Annotated in this window: 13 protein-coding genes; 8 read left to right on the top strand and 5 right to left on the bottom strand. The window is 58.4% G+C overall.

Features of this window, described 5'->3' with window-relative positions; all coding sequences use genetic code 11:
- Window positions 1-1,682: 1,682 nt before the first annotated feature.
- Entirely contained in the window at window positions 1,683-2,954 is a 1,272-nt protein-coding gene (locus PLJ71_14930; GenBank protein HQM49981.1) for an ADP-ribosylglycohydrolase family protein, read from the bottom strand.
- 307 nt (window positions 2,955-3,261) lie between these two features.
- Between PLJ71_14930 and PLJ71_14935 the strand changes: the two genes are divergently transcribed.
- The gene (locus PLJ71_14935; protein HQM49982.1) at window positions 3,262-5,127 is read left to right on the top strand and encodes a metallophosphoesterase; all 1,866 of its coding nucleotides are present in this window, start codon (window positions 3,262-3,264) and stop codon (window positions 5,125-5,127) included.
- 405 nt (window positions 5,128-5,532) lie between these two features.
- On the opposite strand, the gene PLJ71_14940 is transcribed toward PLJ71_14935, so the two are convergent.
- Window positions 5,533-7,911 (bottom strand): DUF4838 domain-containing protein, encoded by a 2,379-nt coding sequence (locus tag PLJ71_14940; protein ID HQM49983.1) that lies wholly within the window; start codon window positions 7,909-7,911, stop codon window positions 5,533-5,535.
- Between the two features lie 167 nt (window positions 7,912-8,078).
- Complete coding sequence (locus PLJ71_14945; GenBank protein ID HQM49984.1) at window positions 8,079-8,576, bottom strand: hypothetical protein; 498 nt, start codon at window positions 8,574-8,576, stop codon at window positions 8,079-8,081.
- 252 nt (window positions 8,577-8,828) lie between these two features.
- On the opposite strand from PLJ71_14945, the gene PLJ71_14950 reads away from it, so the two are divergent.
- The gene (locus PLJ71_14950) at window positions 8,829-9,119 is read left to right on the top strand and encodes a hypothetical protein (protein ID HQM49985.1); all 291 of its coding nucleotides are present in this window, start codon (window positions 8,829-8,831) and stop codon (window positions 9,117-9,119) included.
- Window positions 9,120-9,155: 36 nt separating this feature from the next.
- Window positions 9,156-10,115, top strand: coding sequence for an NHL repeat-containing protein (locus PLJ71_14955; protein HQM49986.1), 960 nt, complete (start codon window positions 9,156-9,158; stop codon window positions 10,113-10,115).
- Between the two features lie 42 nt (window positions 10,116-10,157).
- Here the strand turns inward: PLJ71_14955 and PLJ71_14960 are convergent, their stop codons facing one another.
- Entirely contained in the window at window positions 10,158-12,395 is a 2,238-nt protein-coding gene (locus PLJ71_14960) for a hypothetical protein (GenBank protein HQM49987.1), read from the bottom strand.
- Between the two features lie 254 nt (window positions 12,396-12,649).
- Window positions 12,650-14,272, bottom strand: a complete 1,623-nt coding sequence (locus tag PLJ71_14965) for a hypothetical protein (protein ID HQM49988.1) — start codon at window positions 14,270-14,272, stop codon at window positions 12,650-12,652.
- A 352-nt stretch (window positions 14,273-14,624) separates the two neighbouring features.
- On the opposite strand from PLJ71_14965, the gene PLJ71_14970 reads away from it, so the two are divergent.
- The 5 genes from PLJ71_14970 to PLJ71_14990 all read left to right on the top strand — a co-directional run bounded on the left by PLJ71_14970 (window position 14,625) and on the right by PLJ71_14990 (window position 19,746).
- A complete protein-coding gene (locus PLJ71_14970; GenBank protein HQM49989.1) occupies window positions 14,625-15,386 on the top strand; it encodes a hypothetical protein in 762 nt (253 codons plus the stop codon).
- A 644-nt stretch (window positions 15,387-16,030) separates the two neighbouring features.
- The gene (locus tag PLJ71_14975) at window positions 16,031-16,345 is read left to right on the top strand and encodes a hypothetical protein (protein HQM49990.1); all 315 of its coding nucleotides are present in this window, start codon (window positions 16,031-16,033) and stop codon (window positions 16,343-16,345) included.
- The gene (locus PLJ71_14980) at window positions 16,345-17,385 is read left to right on the top strand and encodes a V-type ATPase subunit (GenBank protein ID HQM49991.1); all 1,041 of its coding nucleotides are present in this window, start codon (window positions 16,345-16,347) and stop codon (window positions 17,383-17,385) included. The genes PLJ71_14975 and PLJ71_14980 overlap by 1 nt, the downstream gene beginning before the upstream one ends.
- Before the next feature lie 3 nt (window positions 17,386-17,388).
- On the top strand, window positions 17,389-19,377 hold the full coding sequence (locus PLJ71_14985; GenBank protein HQM49992.1) for a V-type ATPase 116kDa subunit family protein: 1,989 nt from the start codon (window positions 17,389-17,391) through the stop codon (window positions 19,375-19,377).
- Between the two features lie 12 nt (window positions 19,378-19,389).
- Window positions 19,390-19,746 (top strand): ATP synthase subunit C, encoded by a 357-nt coding sequence (locus PLJ71_14990; protein HQM49993.1) that lies wholly within the window; start codon window positions 19,390-19,392, stop codon window positions 19,744-19,746.
- Window position 19,747 lies beyond the last annotated feature (1 nt).

Consider the following 19,747-nt stretch of genomic DNA (forward strand, 5'->3'; position numbering starts at 1 on the left):
AATCTCTACCCTAATTCCGGGGCCTATGTGTCCCAAATGTTCTGAAGACGTACAGGTGGGGTAGCCTCTTCTGAAAGCGAGGTGACCGATATGGACGAATTGGCAAGAGATCAATGCAGGCGAGGAGTGACAACCTCAAGGCCCAAGCAAAGCCACCTGCCTCTCTATTTGAATTTCATTCTCTACTTCGTCGCGTTCTGGATAGTGCATCTGGATGAGGGGCGGGAAGATACTACCTCCCGACTGTCGTCAGTCCTTGTCTCGCTTATGTTGTTAAACATAGCGATAGCTTTTTTCTCTCTGAGCACCAAGACGTGGTTAAAGATGATGGCATTCGCATTCTGGCTGCTTTGTGCGGCTTGTTTCATCTTCGTCATCGTTGCGTGAAGTAGACTCTTCTGCATTCATAGCCGGTACTTGCCTCCGAGTGTATGTGTATACATGAGGGTAACTCATTATAGCAAGGTGACGTGGAACTTCCGTTCGTCAGCCTATCTCGCGCACCGAAGACGGCACTATGGCGCAGGCGGCATGGGTGTCTGAGGCATCGGAGGACTTGTCAGTGAGAATTGAAGGGACAGACTACCATTTACCGTCATTTCTGCCCCAGCTTGGCCTATCATCTGCGCATCATTGTCCTTCGGGATACGGGGGTATGCATACCACGTGCCGCAAGCGCGCCGTCATGCGCATGAGCGCGGATTCGCCATCGGGGAAGTTCCCGACGACCCGCGTGCCTCGGCGTTTCGCGCCCACCATGTCAGCACTATGGCACAGGCGGTATAGGCGTCTGCGGCATCGGAGGATTTGTCGGCAGATTAGGGAGGGCGGGCATCTCCGGTGGGCAGTCCCGCGTGGCATGGATTCGACGTGTACAAGGTTTCCTTGGTGGAGCGGAAAGCCCTCCGGCTTACAACAAAGTCCAGCTACGGGCTCTGTTCCCCCTCCATTTCTTGGGAGAAGAATTTACTTCTATACAGTGGCAGTGATGCCTATCCCGACAATGTGATTCTCTCTGCGATTGGTGAACCCAACAACGTAAGTGTCTTCCATGCCGATGGTGCAGATTACTGGTTGCTGGAGAAGGGAAAGAAACAGAGAAAGGTACTTCGAGACCCATGTTTGTCGCCTGATGGCTCGCTTGTCGTCTGTGCCGTGTCGAACACAAACGACGACTACAGATGGATCGGACATGACATTCACGTTATCGAAGTGGCGACAGAGCACGGACGGAAGGTAACAGGCCTAAATCGACTCGTTCGAGGCCCAAGGTTTTCGTGCGATGGCACGAAAATGCTTTTTGCATCCGCACCTCTCCGTTCTGGCGATTGCGCCTTCTATGATCTATGGGTCATGCATGTTGATAGTTGTAGTATTCATCGGATTCCCATTAGGTGAATGGCCTAGGGTGATGAAGAAAAAGGGGGACAGCAATGAATGGCACTAACTTAGGTTGGAAGTGATTCTAATCTTTTGTCTTACGCCGTAGGGTCAAGAAACTCGATCAACGTCCAAGTCGCCGTGAGCGAAGCAGTTGAAACCAGTTTCAAACGCAGATCTCCGTCGAGCATCTGCCGTTGGCGCGCGAAGATTGGCGCATCGCCGAGCCAGAACCGGGGGTAAAACCAGGGACAGACTACGGGTTTTGATCTGTAATGCGGTATGAGTTCAGCGCGCCCAGACTATTCTCTCGCCACGATCTCGCTCAGTTCTTCTTGCGAATACCGGCAATTCTCTGGAGGCCCGGGTTCCCACGACTGCATGAGGGCGCCCGGTCTGGGGGGCCGTACCGGAATCACGAGGGTTTCTTTTCCATCGCCGTCCTTTTCAATAAAGCCTCCTTCGCGTATGACGGCCTCGCGTGCAACCTTCTCGCACACGGCGACAAGACTCGGAAAGGTGTAGGCGGTATGGCTGAAGACGCCGTCCGGATTGATAGCCGAGGTGAATTTGTCAGGCAACCGCTTGCGTCCGAGCGCTGCAGCAAGTATGCCAGCGGCGCTTGACGGGTTGCAGTCGGAGTCTTGGCCGCAGCGCGTTGAGATGGTAATCGTCTTGTCCATGTCGCCCTTGCCGTATAGCAACCCGATGACCACATACGCGCCGTTCATTTTGGCGTCTATGTTGCCTTTCTCGCTTTTGCCGCAAACGAACCTGCGTCCCATGGGGTCGTCGTGGTACTTGGCCTGGAGCAGATGCCAAGTGGCCTGCCAATCGTCGGGGTTCTGCTCGTGCCAGGCGACCACATCGCGAATGCACTCCGCGTATTGGCTGCCTTCGGGGATGCATTGGAGGCCTGCCTGAATCAACTTCAGAGGATCGGACTCGAAGAAGGCTTCCGCGTACATGCCGCTCATGAACTGCCCCCCGTACAAACCATCGCCGTAGTTCATAAGGCGTCCGAACTTTTCCCCGAGTTCAATGGCCAGATTAGGCATGCCGGGCGCGATAAGGCCGGCGTAGTCGGCCTCGATCTGGTAGTCGATGCAATCAGCGTGCTTGTTGAACTGTGGATGCCCGGAGTCCGGCGGCGCGATGCCAGCCCTGAGATTTTTGCGGCCTTGTCCGTTCGCGTGCCAAAGCTTGTACTCGCTATTGGCGAAATCGATCCCGGCCTGTCGACTCGAGACGTCCAACCCGTAGATCTCAAGGGTTCTGAGGAACGTCATCTCGACGTACAGGTCATCCTGCTCGAACTGGTTCACCAATTCCGGTTTCCAGACGGGCACCTTGTCTTCGGGAATGATCTCGCTCATCCACTTGAATTCGGTGGGGCCGCCCCAACCGACTCCTACCATCTGGCCTATCCAGCCGCCTGCCATCTTGTCACGGTATTCCTCCAGGGGAAGTCGCCGAAAGTCCTGAGCAGCAGCATTGATCCCGAGCAGGCCTGTCAACACGAGTGCCGCCAAAGCCCCATGAAAAAGGCGCATCCGCCTCACATTCTTTCTCATCGATTCACCTCCTCTGCAGGCATAAACGGCCTGGTTTCATGCCGTTTCGCCAGGATTGACTCTTTCTTCTCGTACGGTAGGAATCGCGGATTCCTGCGTTCCAACCGGCTTCGTAATCCAAAGCGAGGGCCAATGACGGAGACCGACATATGCCTTCCCGCCGGGAACCCGTGCAGTCTTGATCTCCACCAGGCAGGATAACGCAGCCTCGTTTGGCGCTTCTGTTGTCTTGTTTGCTAATCCTGAAAGGAAAGGCTAGCATACTGTTCCTGGTCTGACTTGTTCAAATACCCAAAGGAAAGTACCTATGCTGAAACTCTCCATGCGCGGTCTTGCCATCTTCATCCTTATCCTCTCCGGCATTGTTCCGGCGGAAGCCGTTTCAGGGAGTCCCGAGGGTTTTGAAACGGACGTACAGACCCCGAACAAACCATGGACGAATCTTGAGTTCAAGAACGATCCCGGCGCGTTTCAGTTTGCCGTCGTCGGCGACAATGCGGGCGGACCCCGCTGGGGTGTGTTCGCGGAGGCGGTGGAGAAGCTGAACCTGCTTCAGCCGGAGTTCGTGATCGGGGTCGGCGATTACATCGAGGGATATGAAGATACTCGCGCAGAACTCGATCGCCAGTGGGAGCAGTTCATGGAATCTCTAGCCGGCCTCGAGGCGCCCTTCTTTTTCGTCCCCGGGAACCATGACGTTGGGAGGCCGTTGTGGAGGGAAACGTACACGGCCCGTTTCGGGGCCGAGTACTACCACTTCGTCTACCGCGATGTACTGTTTCTGTGTCTCTGCACGAACGATGGACCTGACCAAAGCACCGGAATCGGCAAGCAACAAGTTGAGTATGCGGCACGCGTGCTGCGGGACCACCCGAATGTGCGGTGGACCCTGGTTTTTCAGCACAAGCCGCTGTGGCGCGATTCCGACGACACAGGATGGAGCGAAATCGCCCAATTGCTGAAGGGACGCAACTGCACCGTGTTCTCCGGCCACACGCACGATTACATCAGCCACGAAGAAGATGGACTCTCTTTTGTGACGCTGTCGACCACGGGAGCCGGCAACCCTCTTCGCGGTCCAGCCTATGGAGAGCTCGACCAGACCGCCTGGGTGACCATGACCAGCGATGGGCCGCGCATTGCCAATTTGACCCTGGACGGGATTCTCGATCGGAATTTCCGTACGCAGGAACGCGCAAATGAACTGGCGGCGTTCAGTGAGGGACAGGTCGTAACGGCTGCGCCCGTGGTGCTCAACGCGGACATGCTCACTTCGGCCGAATCGCGACTCACGATCGCCAATCCCTCCGAGACGCCCTTGCGCCTTAAGGTGCTGTTCGAGCCTGCCGCAGGGGTTCAGGTGAAACCCGCTGCAGTGGCCACAGTCATCCCCGGCGGCCAGCCGTACGAGGTGCCGCTGCATATTTCGGCGGACGCCCCGATTCCGATGTCCGAGGCTCAACCGCTGCTGGTGCATTGGCAAGCCAACTACGACAGCGCCGCCAACCAGCCGTCCCTGCAACTCGAAGGGCAGTCCATCATCACCTTCGATTCCCCTTTCACCGTCCCCTTCCGCGGCGCGCCCATCGCCATTGACGGCAAGCTGGACGACTGGCCCAGTCTGCCCTACAAGATGAATCAGCCCGCCCATGTCTACGTCAACGCTCCAGCCTGGAAAGGCCCGCACGACTGCCATTTCCAGTTTGCCGTGAATTACGACGCGCAATACCTGTATGTCGCCGTCAAAGCGTCTGACGACGAGCTGTGCTTCGACGGATGGAAGTACTGGGAAGACTTTGTCATGCTCTGGGTGGACGCGCGTGGTTCCGGAGCCGATGATCCGAAGACATGTGTCTTCAGCGCCATCGCGGGCCCCGAAACAGGCGCCGAACAAAAAGTCGAATTTGAAGAGGGAGAAGCCCCGCAGGGTCTTCTATCGGCGAGCATGGCCACGGCCGACGGCTTTGAGGCAGAATTTGCCGTCCCGGTAAGCTATCTCAATGAACGCCAGCAAGGCCAGTGGCGCCAGGTTCGCTTGAATATTTCGGTTAGCGACTTCGACCGTCACGACGCTCGCGATGGCGCGACCGTTCTCTCGTGGCGGCCACAGTGGTTCCGGCCGGGGGATCACCCGCAGTCGGGTCTCTTTATCAGAGAAGCCGAAGCCAAATAGGCGCGCGGAGACAAGCTGACACTGGCAACGCGTGGGGCGAAGGTTCGCGTGCGCGTGGCCGCAGGGGGCGTAGTTGGCTTGCGCGTTCAGAGACCTCGTCAGCCCGTGCACGGACAGGCGTGCCTGTTCAGCCAGATCAAGGGTGTCCGGCACTGTCGTTTCATAACGCGTCCCCCAGCTTCAGTTTCTCCGGGCGGATTATCTGAGCCGGATTAGTGGATGCGTACGCTGCGGCCACTCCGCACAAGAGACCTGCACAGAGAGTCCGCATCATTGTCCGCCGTCTTTCCTCGCCATGTATCCGCCGTTGCGCGGCGCGTGTTTCGACCTTGCTTATCAGGATATGCGCAAGAGTGTCTCGCCAGAAACGACTCGTTCGACAACCCCAGCGCTCCTGTCACGTTCCTACTTCTCCCGATACAGAACCACGGGTCCCAGCAGTCCGCCGGTACCCAATTCATTCTGGAAATCCCGGACGCACACCAGAGCAATCCGGTTGTCTCCGGGTTTGACGGCATCCGTGATGTCGAACGAGGCTGGCTGGGCATACCCCGTAAATGCATCGGTCTGGATGGCCGTTGTTTTGCCTTCTGCGTCGCGGCTTTCCGTTGAATAGAGGATATGGCGGCCGTTGAAGAACAATTTCGCGCTGCCATCCGTGGCCGCCAGCCACAAGTAGGCTTTCTTGCCCTGGCTCACGCCGGAAAGTTCGACACTGGCGCGGTACCACATGGCGCCCATGTAGTCGTGCAAGCCGAGGCTCGACCAGGTCTGCACGCACGGGTCCGTGCCGCTCCATGAGGAGTCGTCAAAACCAACTTGCATCCACCCCAGCTGTTCTCCCTGTTGTTCCTTGTCGGGCTGATACCTGAACTGCCGTATCGGCTTGGGCGTGAGCAGCACAAAACGATTTGAGTCCGCAATCCGGGCCGCATCGGTATAGGTCGCGCTGTGGAATGCCTTGAAGTAATTAATGTTCAAGCTAGGCGTCCAATACATTTTCCCAAAGGACTTCTGTGGCGCGTACAATTCGGCCAAGGCAAGGGCGCGATCAGTGTAAGACGTTGCGTCCGTGGGGAGGGTGTTGAAGCGCCCTTCGGCAAGATCGTAACGCATCTTCATGAAAAGCTCGAACAATGAAAGAGAATCATTGGCGATCTGCACCCGCTTTCGCTCTGAATCGTTTTCGCAGGCGGCCCCGGCTTCGTCCATATATTTGCGAAGCTGAAGCAAGCGGTCCGGTGTAAATCGGACAAGGTATCCCCAGGCACAGCCTGAATACTCGGGGGTATTCACCCAAATCTCGTCCACGGCATTCCAGTAAGCGCTCATTTGCCGGCTTGCATGGCAGTAAAAACGTGTATTGACCTCATTGACGATCTCTTGGGGGTCGGTGTGGGGATTCCATGCCAGGCGCAGGCCCATATAGATACCGTGCATGCTGGTTTCGAAGTTGGCTATGCCCTCAGGCTGCCAGAACAGGCAATTGTTGCGGAACAGTATCGGAACGTCTGTTTTCCACTTTGTGATCATGGGGTTCGGCGCGCACGATTCCGCCAGGAACCATGAATACAGGTAACAGGAAACCGCCGGTTTGGCTTTGCCCCATCCCTCGACAATATAGCGGAGGTCCTTGTTGCCGGGTACGTTGTCGTCGGTCATCGGATGCGCGCGGCTGTAGGAGATGGGCGCTAGCTGCGGGTAGAGATTTGGATGCACCTGTTCTCTCAGCGGAGGGCGGGTGAACTGAACGTAAGCCAAGAACCCAAGCTTGATGTCAGGGTATTGGGATGCTACGCGTTCGGCAATCAGATTGGCAAAATGAAGATACCGGTCAGTAATCGAGACACAATTCATCGAGGCGTCCCAGTCTCCTGTGTCCAGGCCCCGGCATTTCCCGCACTCGCAGAAGTCTGTGCCGTCGCCCGGCGAAATGGAGATCGAAGGGACGGGGTCCTTATCCAGACGAGCAACAATACCGTCAGCCACGGCTGCGGCAACCTCCGGGTTGGCCCAGCACAAGCGATGCCCAACATCGCACGGATGAAGAGAGCGCTTCCCGCCAATTTCCGCGTTCCAGTCCGGGTGTTGTTCCAACTGCTCCTTGGTAAGATAACCCTCCAGCGCGTGTCCCGCTGCAATCGGCAGTCCACCGGCCCGGTTCCGCCGTGCGTAATCGGGGTCTGCGTGCCAAATACCCCTGTAGATCGTGAAAGGCGCCAAGCTTGTGTCGCCCTGTTCGAGGGCGATAGTCTTTGTTTCGGGAACGACTTCGCCCAGTTCGCTGGGCATGTACCAGCGACATCCGAGCTGATCAAGAAGCTCATAGATTGCGTAACTCACCGCCAGGTCAGATTCGCCCACAAGTCCAACCTCGTTTTCGGTAACCACAATCCGAAATCCCTGTTGGTACGGAAAGGAAAGTGCGGGCGCGCCAAACCTCTCCGCGGCCAGTTCACCGATAAGAATGGGAATGCCCGTGGGGGTGGTCTCTGGCGGTCCGATTCGGCACTCGATTGGTGCGCCGCTCATTTTCTCGAAGTAGAGCGCCAGATCCCTGACCGACTCGCGCAAACGCCTGCGGTTCTCCTCGGCTTGCCTGGGAGTGTCGGGTTGGCCGTCCGTGTTCAGGTCGGGATTCATGACCCGCTCGGTCACATAGATCACGCATCTAGCTTGGCCGTTGTCTACAAGGACGGTTTGAGCAGCATCTGCCTTGATTAAAGAACTTGCCGCACCCAGCACAACAACAGCGACGGGAATTGCCCCGAAAGAGTTTCGCATTTTATGGTCTCCAGAATATCGGTGTTCGTTAGTGTATACTTCTGCCCGATGGAATTCCTGCCGCGTGTTTCCGCTGATAGACGTCCTGTGTTACGCACTCACGGAACCTGCCTTGTTCACGAAAGGAACGGGGAACGGCATTCGCACCGGGTCAAGGCGACAACCAGTCAGCCAACAGCATCACGGACGCAACCATCACTATAACGACGCCGAGCAGAACAATCGCGCCCCGTATCGATTCGCGCGGCGCCTAACAGCATCACTGCCGTGAACGTGACGCAGATGAACAGGGCGAACACGGAATAGACCACGCCGAACCACAGGCCGTATCGGCGTTCGAAGAAATCCGACGTGGTCAACACCCGTGCGCGGCGGAACACGGGCGCTAGAAACCATGAGATCGGCAGGGTCAGCAGCATGGACCACTGGTACCAGAATCCTGACGGCCCGAACTTGTAGGATTGGGCGGCCACCCCAACGGCGTTGTCGGCGTGCGTACCCGCACCGAAGGCGAAGAAGATCATCAGGACCTTTCCGAACCTCCGGCCTCCCATCAAATAATCTTCGCGGTTCTTGATCAGGCGGGCGCTGATTACGCCAATTCCGATTACCACGAGGAAGTATGAGATAAGAACAATCAAGTCCAGGATGTGAAAAGCGGGCATTTCCCGGATTGCTCCCCGAATTCAGGCCGCATCCCCTGCACGTTATTATGCAGGCGCTGAGAGGGAAATCAATGTTGAGTTCGCGGCAGCGCCCTTGCGCAAATGTAGCCTTTCCGGCTGTTGTAGGTTTGCGGAGGCCCGGCGAGGAATTTTGACGCGCCTGGAAATCGTAAGGATAATGCCATTCGTCTCAGGGCCCGGAAGCCGTGGGCACACCGGGTGAAGCACGTTCATATCATGGAGGGTTGCGAGATGCAGACTCGACGCCTGTTCACGTGTTGCGTCGCCGTATCGACGCTGCTGCTGGTTGCGAATGCCGCATGGGGCCAGACGCTTCCGAAAAACCGGCGGGCGACCATCGGGCCGCCGATTGTTTACCTCGAGCCGGGCGGGGAGCGGCAATTCAAGGTGGTGATGATCGCGACGCGGCTCATGGCGGCGGCCGTTCCCAAAGAGGTCAAATGGGCCGTGAATGATATTCCCGGCGGCAATGAGCAGCTCGGCACGATCAACGCGGACGGCCTCTACCGCGCGCCGGCATAGGCGCCTTCGCCCTGCGAAATCCACGTCTGTGCCGAAGTGCCCGAGGCAGCGAACCGGTTCCTGTGGTCCACGGTCGTCGTTGGCGACGCGCCGCCGGCGTACAAGCGTTGCGGCTACTGGTCCGAGCCTGTCCAGGAAGGCAAGGGAAGAACCGAGCACCTTGTTGATCCCCATGGCATCGGGTTGGACGCCGACGGCAATATCCTCGTTGCGGACCAGCTGGGGAGCCAAGTGGTGCGTTTTACCCCGGAAGGCGCCTTCCTCGGACCGATCGGCTCGGGCAAGGGCAGCGAGCCGGGGCAGTTTACCGAGCCGCGCATCGTTACGACGGACGCACAAGGGCGGATCTTCGTGAGCGACAGCAAGGGAGACCGGCCGCGGATACAGGTATTTGATCGTGAAGGGAAGTTCCTGCAGATCTTCGCCGAGAAGGGAATGAAGCCGGGGATGATCCTGCGCGCGCACGGGATGGGGTTCGATCCGGCGGGGCGTCTGTTCGCGACGGATGTCGATAACATGCGCGTGAGCGTGTTCGACAGCAACGGCGGGTATCTGTATGACTGGGGCAAGGAAGGGCTGAATCCCGGCGAGTTCAATTCCCCGCACGGATTGCACGTGGACAAGAACAGCGACGTGCTCGTAACCGGCTACTACGGGCCAACGCAGAAGTTCAACTCCGAGGGCGATTTCCTGCTTGCGTTCTGCCACGGGGACCCGCCGGACGGACCCGTCTATTTCCACAACATGACCGGCGACCAGTGGGGCGATGTCTACATTTCGGTTCGCTCGAAGGGTGGTTATCAGGGCGCAATCCAGAGGGACGGCAAACACATCAGTTTCGTGAAATACAACAACAACGGGAGCTACGTCACGGGGTGGAGCCTGTCGAACCCCGAGCATGGAGAGACGTCTGCGGTGGTTGACGCCCATGGGCGTTTCTATGCTTTGTTCAAAGGGGAGAAGGAGATGGGAGTAGAGATCTTTCAAGAGGAGTAACTACTCCAACCGGACCTCGGCCTGAACCGCGATTGGGGGGTGTCATCGGTGGATGAACACGACCTCGTGGCACTTTGACACGCTCACGTCAACAACCTGGCCTTCAACCCTTGCTTCCGCCCCAGGGCCCTGTACGGTCACCGACGAGAAAGGCCGATTGACAGTCACGCGTGCCGTGTATGGCATTTCTTCTTCCATAATGGACGGAAGCACTCTCCGCCCTTCTCCCAGAATAGCGGCGACGCTTGTAGGCGGCGCAAAGAAGCTCAGGAGATGAACAAGCAGCCGGTTGCGGGCTTCATCACGCGTAACGACGATCTCGACGTTGTGCGGCGCCTCCACGATGACTTCGGGCTCGGGGTATAAATACCGAATGGCGTTGTGGATAAGGTCCCGGTGTTCGGGCGCGCGGTATTCGCTCGACATGGCTTCGTCCACCGCGCACGGCATATAGACGACTTCTCCCTCACCGATACGATTAACGAATACGGCCGGCGCGACGGACTCCTTGGGCGACATGCGCTCCTGCCAGATATTGTTGGACGTGCGGTGCGCCACCATGAGTTCGCCGAACGCGGCTGCCTCTGTTGGCTCGCACACGGCAATGGGTCCCCACGTGAGCAGCGGCCAGTCGCCGGGGATGCCGTTCAGAAGCCAGCGCGCGTCGTCCGCGGCAATCGTCCTCGAAAGGCGCACGTAATTGTCGAAATGCTGGTCCTGCACGCGAACAAGGCGCGTTCCGGTAAGTCTCGCGATGGAACTATCGCTCTGAAGTTGACCGAGTTTATCGTACAGGCCCGTCAATCCCGTCACGAACATCCGGCCTCCCTCCGTCACATACTGTTCGAGCAAGCCCACTTCGTGCGAGGATAGAATCGCGGCGTTGGCCAAGTAGACGACTGGAAACTCACGGAGACGTTCGAGCGACACGCTCTCATCCATAACCATGCCCACGGTAACATGCGATTGGACGAGCGCCTTGTGTGCCCCCCAGATTGCGCGCATATACTTGACCGTGTCGTCGCGGCCAAACCAATCCCGTGAACGGGCCGAATAGTAGAGTCCCACCTCCTGGAGCGGCTTGTGCCCGAAGGTATCCGCTTTCTGGAGAGCCTCCCCGAATGCTTCGCCAAGCCGCTGATATGCTATGGGGTCCATCGACCCCTCGTAGTTCGCCTTGTCCACGACCGTGCATTGGGCGCCATGGGCGAGGTAGGTGAGCACCTCCCATTTCAGCTCAGCGGCCGGGCGCACCGTGAAATCGTGGTAGTCGTAGATCGAACGCGAACCCACACTCTGCACCAATCCATCGGGGCGGGCGCCCTTCATGAACAGCGTGATGAGACTTGGATTGTAATGGCCGAAGCAGAAGGGTAAACCCTCCGCCGTGACGAAATGGCCGTCCTTGGCGTGTTGGACCGGAAGCTGAGCGACCGGCCACGAGAACGGAGGGCTGCCGTGGTAGTTGAAATCAACGGATATGTCGGGACGCGACGCCTTCACAAAAGCCTGCAGTTGTTCACGAAACCACGTGTCGGAATCGTAGCGAAACCGCAGCATCTTGTCCCACGTGTCGTCCCACGTTACGCCCGGCGGCATATCTACCTGGTACGTATCGCGGAAGGCATTGCGGCAGAAGTCGCACCAACATCCGAATGGTCCGAAGAAACCAAAATCCAGCATGTCAAAATGGAACCCGGCGATATCGTATTCCATCATTTCGGCGGCCACGTTTTTTATGAACTCGAGGTAGCCGGAGCGGTAACAGAGCCTGCCGCCGATGTCGTTTCCGCCCGGGTCTTTCATACGCCATTCGGCGTGGGCCTCCCAGGAAGAATCGTCGTACTGCACCTGGCAATAGGCGATGACCGGCATGCTGTGCGGCCCGGCCTCGGCGATGCACTCGGCCAGAAGATCGCGTTCGCCCAAACCCGGACACTTTTGTGCAACGCGTGAATTGTAGTAGGCAAAGCGCATGTCTTTCATGAAGGCCACAAGGTATTGGGCCCGAGCCGTGAGGAGGTTCTCGATAATTTGCTTCCCTGTCGCCTGCGACATGTATATTTCGCGATCGAGTGTATTCGCTCCGGTTGGTCCGTACTCGATTCCCACCAGATACCGCTTGTACCAGGGTTCCGTGTTGGCAGCGAGCGCCCCCGATCGCGGCTTGGTTTCCTCCGATGTCGAGGCAACATCACCTGGAACTCCCACGGCGCTTGCTGCCGCAGCTGCGCCAACGGAAGCCCTGATCATCTCGCGCCTGGTCCACTCGGTTCTCATGATGATTCCTCTTTTCTGCCCGCGGAGCGTCGTGCCGCCCGCCGCTCATGAAGCCATACCCGAGACTTCCGCATCACCCCTTCTGCGGCCGCCACGGGCAACCTGTCCATCAGTCTAGAAGCCCTCACGCAGGGCTTCAAGACAGTTTCTCCAGCCGTTTCGCGCGTTCGAGACACAAGATCAAGGCGGGCCGTCCTCGGGGCGGCTGCGTGTCCACGATTTCATGGCGTATTCCTGATTCAGACGCTTAATCGTCAATAGCCCGTTGCACTTGCACTATTCACAGCTACATCTACGGGAACCCACGTTGGCGATGAGGTAAACCGTGTCCGGGTGAGGGGAAGTATTGTGAAGGCGACGCCGTCGTCGAGTTTCAGTTCGGCAACATCAATTGCGCGAGCAACAGGCTCTCCCGCTCTTGTATCCTCGGCCATGATGTCGAGCCAGTACCGCCCTGGGGGTACGGACTCGGGCGTGCGAACGGCAACCGCGACCGTGAGGGAATCATTGACGCCAAGAGGCAACGAACCTGCGGGTTTCTCGATGCGCCATCCCTCGGGCAGCTTTCCGTCAACTTGGATTTCGGCGTCTTCCAGCGACCAATTGTGGAGAATGAGTTCGGACTCCACAAGCCGGCCGGGGTAGACAGCCGGAAACGCATCTGGCCCTTCCATCCAGACACGCTTGTCGCGCACGACCAAGCGGTCGTCCTCCGCCTGAGGCGTCAATTGGCCGCCGGACACCGCGCAGTGAGGCAATGACCATGCCGGAAGCTTCATCCAGGCGAACGGAGGGCCGTTTACATAGAGCGTCTGGTCCCGGATGGAAATACTCCAGCCGTATTCCTTCTGAAGGTCTGCTTGCAAGCGCCAGTCATCCTCGCTGAACGCCGCCATATTGAAACTAGCCAGGCCATGGGCGCCGCCGCGTAGAACATCGAGGGACTGGATAAGCACTTCTTCGGGCGTATTCTCGCCGGGGTCCCACTCCCGGGCCACGGAATCCCACAACTCCGCTTCCCCGGCTATGGCGGTTACGTGGTCGCGTATCCACTTTTGATGCTGGGCCCGGTCGCTCGTATAGCTCATCGGGCAAACAACGTCGACCAATCCTTCCCGCGCCCACCGGGGCCAGTCTTGGCCAAGCATCCGGGCATGATCCAAGTTGGCGAATACGCAGACGGAAAATTTCAGTCCCGCGCGGTCACACATCGCCCTCACCCTCTGCACCATTCCGCCGATGACGGAATTCCGCATGTCCGCGTACTTTTTTGCGAGTTCGTGATCTTCGAGGTCCTCCTCAGTCACTTCGTGGCGTCCGAGCCATTTTTCGTAGAGGGCGTGGCACGCGGCGCATGAGCAGGGGCTGTCGTCCGGATAGCGGATAAAGTCGAGGTTCACGCCGTGCAAGTACTCGCGAAACTCCAGCAGAAAAGGTTCCGTCCACGTGACCCATTCAACCTGGTTCTCGGGCCATGACGGGCAGGAAATACCCTGGGCCTTTGTCCAATCCATCTGGAAGAGGCGCTCCGGGTGTGCTTTGACATCCTCCTCGGAATAGCGCGCCTGCGCGAAGGTTCGTAACCAGAGGCGGATACCATGTTTCTGAGCGGCGGCGTAGATTTGCCGGTAGAATGCTTCTTCGCCGCGCATAAAGAAGTAGTCCCTCATGCCGATGCGCTCCATCGGTTCCATCCTGGCGTCCATATTTCCATCCGGGAAGTCTTCCTGAGGTTGCTGTGCCCATGTGCCGTAGTTCAACCGCGCCGGGACAAACCATTCCCCCTCCGGCGGGTTGGACACGCCCGCGGGTTCGCCAGCCGCGATGATCGCGGGGAAAAGGGCTAATAGCAAGACACGTGCCGCGGAGCATCTCATGGAGCATTCCCCCAACAAGTGACTTTGCGGCGTGTTGAGCTTCCGGGCACCCGCGGCGGCGGAGAACCCACCGCACGTCGAGGATACTCACCGCCCAGCGCCCAATTCGTTGATAAGCCCACCTGAGATTGCCGTCTTCTCCGAACCGGCCTTAGTCCGCACTCCGCAGTCATTATAACTTCAGTTGCGTCCCGTATGGCGGCGGGTCTCCGCATACCGTTCTTCGTCAAGGAAAACGGGAGAGAAACATGGGGCGGGGGCAGACAAAGGTATTGCCAATTCAGGGGAAGGAGGCAGATACTGAGATTTCAGACCGCTCAGGGCAGGGGAAGAGGCGGCAAGGGAGGCGGTTATGAAGAAGTTCGTGGCTGGATGTCTCGTTTCGTTGGTGATCCTCGTGCTTGTGGTGATTGGCGTTGTGGCATGGGCATTCAAGGCGGGAGCGAAGGAGCAGGAGAAGTTCTTTGCCGCCGTCTACTCCGGGGACCCACAACAAGTGCTGGCCCTGTTTGACCCAAGCTTAGTCGAGGAAGTGGATGAGCCGGTTATTGCGGAGTGGATGAATGCAATGAAAGAGACCCTTGGCGAGCCGGAGGGTCTCAAGGCCTCGAGCTTCAACACCAACAAGAAATACGAAGACGGCGTGGTCGTTACGGAGTCGTCGGGAAAGATCCGGTTTGAGAAGGGCGAGGCCGAATCCAAACTCGTTCTGCACAACGGCAAGATCGTCGAGTTCAACGTGACATCTGACAAATTGGGGCAGTGGTTTACCCAGTTGCCGAGCACGCAGCTCTACGAAGAGAAGGGGCGCCAATGCCTTGAACTGACCATGGCGGGAAAAGTGGATGAAGCCCGCGCGCTTATGCACGAAGCGCTTCAAAAAGAGCTGCCTCCAGAGACCTTGCGCGAATTCGCACAAAGCAATCAAAGCGAAGCCGGGGCTCTTCAATCGGTCACGTGTCAGTCCAGGGAGTTCTCTCCGGACGAAACCCCATGTCTGACCCTTATCTACGCGATCCAGTGCGAAAAGAAGGCGCTGACGGGAAAGATCGAGTTCACGTTCCCCGGTCTAAAAGGATGCCTGACTGCGCTAAACATCTCTCCGGCGGAATGAGAAGTGAGCAGAGGAGTCGCTTCATGGGTGTTGGTTTTACGCCGACAGGGTGTCGTTCACGGCTTGCCCGGCGCTATATAACTATAGGCGCCACAAGAGGTAATGGCGCGCATTGGACCAGGAGGTCCGGTGTTGATTCCGCTCTTGCGCATGAAGCCCGGTCCGTGGCCACGCGGCATGAGGCGAGCACGTTTCCAATTCTTGACCTTACTTGGTTGCTGGTGGTAGCATAATTCGCGTTTTATGATATCCAGAACATAGGAGACAACTAGTAACCGCCACCCTCCGGGGAGTTGACAACTCCTGCCGTGTTCGGGAATGCGGTGGGAGCGTCTGATCGGTCCCACTGCAAAAGAGGTGGAGTTACGCCCGCCTTCCCGGCCTTACCGGTGCCGATGGCAGCGAGAACTGTTTGCGGGCGACACGTATGGCTTCCGCGGGCAGCAATGTGGCCGACACGAGAGGCCCTGTGGAGAGGTTCGCACTCCGTCAGCTGCCCGCTGCGGAGGAGCGTAAACCGTTTAAGAATCGCCCGGTACGAAAGACAACATATGGCAAGCGCCACGGGGCCGGCGCGATGACGAATTATCCACCAAACTTAGAATGGCCGGGTTTCATCCAACCGATATGAGGTTGTGCAGGCCTTGAAAACGCAAATTGAGAAGATCCTTCAGGCGGAGCAAGACGCCAGAGACCGTGTCGCCGCAGCTGAGGGAAAAGCGCGGGAAATCGCCGCCGCAGCTGCTGCCGAAGCGTCCCGCATCACCGCGGAATACCGGGAAAAGGCCAGAGCGGAGGCCCAGGAGTCCCTGGAAAACGCTCGTGCGGAGGCCGAGCGCGAAAAGCAATTGATTATTCAGCAAGCTCGCGACGAAGCCGGGCAGATCACCGGCGGGCAATGGGCCGGCGATTCGTCGCGGGTAGACCAGGCTGCCCGCTCCCTTGCTGGACTGTCCTGATGCGCGCGCTTGCCCGATATGCCGAGGCGAACGCCATTATTCGCGCGAGCCTGTCCGATCTGCTTTCACGCAGCCAGTTCGATGATATTCTTCGCGCGGGCGCATTTCAGGAGTCCTGGAACGCGTTGAGGTCCACGGCCTATGCGGCCTGGTTGCCGGAACTCTCCCAGCCGTCGCCGCTTATGGCCGAGCGCGCCCTGAAAGACGCGACGGGGTCACGATTCAAACGGGCGCTTCGCTCGTTGAGAGGTAAGACGCGGGACGTAGGGTCGCTGCTTCTTTCGCGGTGGGAACTGGACGATCTCCACGAAGCGCTCAGGGCATGGCATGCAAAAGATGAAACGTATGCTCGGCTTGTTCCGAGTGTCAGTCTGGCACACGACGTTCCGTTTCTTGAGATTGCCAAGGCCGATACCCTCGAAACGGTGGCTGCGTTGCTCCGGGGTACTCCGTACGCGGACCCGGTTCTCGAGAGTGCGCGTACTTACAGAGAGACCCGAACGCTTTTCCATCTGGAAATCGCCCTGGAGAAGCGGCATTACCGCAGCCTGCTCAATGCCATCAAGAATCTCGGCGGAAACGACGCTACCGACGGTTTGCGGCTGATCGCCGCGGAAATCGATCTGGTGAATCTTTCGTGGCTTTCCCGCTGTGCTTCCTATTACGGCGCTCCCGCGGCTTTGCTCCGCGAAGCCATGATTCCGAATATCTCCGCCCTCTCGAGCACGCTTGAAAAAGCACAATTCTCGCCCGAGGACCTGGAAGAAGTCTCGCTGCAATACCTGTCGGAACTTGCGGGGGACAAGGGAGGAAACCCGCCCGGTCTCGAACGGATTGGACTCCTCGAATCGCTCGTGACCGAGTCAGCCACGGACGCGGCCTGGCGTCGGCTTGCAGGGTTTCCTTTCTGTATCGCCTGCGTTATTGCGTTCTATTCTTTGACACGTACCGAGTTGCGGAATCTGCGCGGGATCTTCGCCGGATTGGCCGCCGGGTTTTCCCCTGAGGGACTCTCCGGCAAGCTTTGCGGAATCAGGTGAGGCATGATGCTGGTCGCCGAGAAGATGAGCCGTTTCACCGCCGTCATCCTTCGTGACGACATGCAGGGCGTCATGGAAGAAGTCGCTCGCGCGGGGGTGCTCCATCTCACTGGCGTCGAGGAAACCGAATCGTGGGCGCGCGACCTCGCCGACATCGACGTAAAGCGTCTGACAAAGGAGTGCCTCGACCGCAAGACCAAGCTGGAAGGCCTCGTGAAGGACATGCTAAGCGAGCACGGCGCGCCGGAATCCGCGGGATTTGCGGAAGTCTCCGGCGCGAGTCTGGCCGAGATCGATGCCGTCATTGCCAGCGCCGAAGCCGCTATCACGCCTCTCTCCGAATCGCGCATCCGGCTCACGGATCGGCTTTCCCGGCTTCAGGCCACGCTTTCAGGGCTCGATGCCCTCGTTCCCCCGAATCTGCCCCTGGCGCGGCTGCTGCGCTCTTCGATGCTGTATACCGCGGTGGGCGTCATCGCACAGAATCAGCTCCCGAAGCTCGAATCGCTCCTGAAGGACATTCCGTCGGTTGTCGTGCCTTACCGGCGCATCGCGCGTGACGTTCACGTGGTGTGCCTCGTGCTCCAACGAAACAAGGAAACCCTGCGCAAAGCGCTTCATGACACCGCGTTCGCGGAATTGCCGATTCCCCAGGATGTCGCCACGATCACGCACGAAGCGAAAGGCGCCCTCCTGGATGATCTCCAGTCTGTTGAGACCCAACTTTCCGAGAACAAAGCCGCGCTTCGTGCTGCGCAAGAGGCGGCGTGGCCCGCTGCTGCGCCGGCGCTGCAACGGTTGAGCGCCGGCTTGCTCATACTGCGCATTCAGGACTCGTGCAAGGTCACCGAGCGCACCTGTGTGTTCGCTGGCTGGGTCCCCCGAGACCAAGCCGCCGCGCTTGTCGATGCCATCAGGGAGAAGACGCACGGCCGTGCCATTGTCGAGGTGACCGAAGCTGAATCGCTCGAACCGGTCCAACAGGGAGAGGTAGAGGTGCCGGTGCTTTTCAACCGGCCGAAATTCTTGCAGCCGTTCGCGCTTCTGACTGAAGGATTCGCGATTCCGTCGTACACGATGATCGACCCGACGCTGTTTGTGGCGATCTCGTTTCTCCTCATGTTCGGCATGATGTTTGGCGACGCCGGCCACGGCCTCGTGTTGTGCGCCCTCGGCGTTCTGTTCGTACTGAAAGCCCCCCAGTACAAGGACGTCGGCAAACTGGCCATTTACTGTGGGGCCGCCTCGGTGATTTTCGGCCTCCTATACGGCAGCATTTTTGGTCTCGAACATCTTCTGCCTGCCCTGTGGACCAAGCCCCTCGAGGGGATTAACGATCTGTTCGCGTTCGCAATAGTGTTCGGAATCCTGTTTGTCAGTCTCGGCATCATACTCAACGTGCTCAATGCCATCCGGGCGCACGCGTTCTGGGAGTCCCTTTTCGACGGCGCCGGCCCTCTTGTCGGCATCATCTACTGGTCAGGCATCGGCCTGGTCGTGAAGTCGTTTTTCTCGACTTCGAAGACGCCGCACTCCGCGTGGCTTGTGGTGCCGATGGCGCTCGCCTTGACCGGGTTCCTGCTCAAAGGCCCCTTGCTGAGGCTGTTCGGAAAGCAACAGCGGGCTTTTCCCGAGGGGGCCATCACGTATGTCATGGAGTCAGCGGTGGAAGTCATGGAAGTCTTCATGGGCTATCTGGCCAACACCGTTTCCTTTATTCGTGTTGCCGCATTTGGCCTGGCGCACGCCGGACTGTTCGTCGCCGTGTTCAGTCTGGCGGAAATCGTGAGCGGCGCGCCTGGCGGCCGGCTCTTGTCATTCATCGTTATCGTTGCAGGAAATGTGCTCATCATCGTGCTCGAGGGCGTCGTGGTCACGATCCAGGCGTTGCGACTCGAGTACTACGAGTTTTTCGGCAAGTTCTTCAACCGGACTGGGCAGAAGTACGCACCCGTTGGGGTTTCGTCAACTCCTCAGGATGCGGCAAACTGAAAGGTGGAACCGATGTATAAGGGAATCTCACGTGAACAGCGGGCAATCTTGGCTGCGGTCTTCTTGACCGTGACGGTGCTTGTGACTGCAATCTGGTGTACCGGGGCATGGGCGCAAGCCGGGGAGGGGAAGATGCCTCCCGCCTCTGAGTCGCCAAACGCTGGCTGGGCCTATCTTGCAGCAGCGTTGAGTGTTGGTCTCGGATGCGTTGGCGCGGGCATTGCCGTTGCCTACGTGGGAAGCGCCGCGGTCGGCGCCGTGGCCGAAAAACCGCAGCTTGCCGCAAGGACCCTGATCTTCGTTGGGCTCGCGGAAGGTATAGCCATTTACGGGCTGATCATCGGCATTATGGTGCTGGGCAGGGTGTAAC

Source organism: Candidatus Hydrogenedentota bacterium, assembly GCA_035416745.1.
Classification (GTDB): domain Bacteria; phylum Hydrogenedentota; class Hydrogenedentia; order Hydrogenedentales; family SLHB01; genus UBA2224.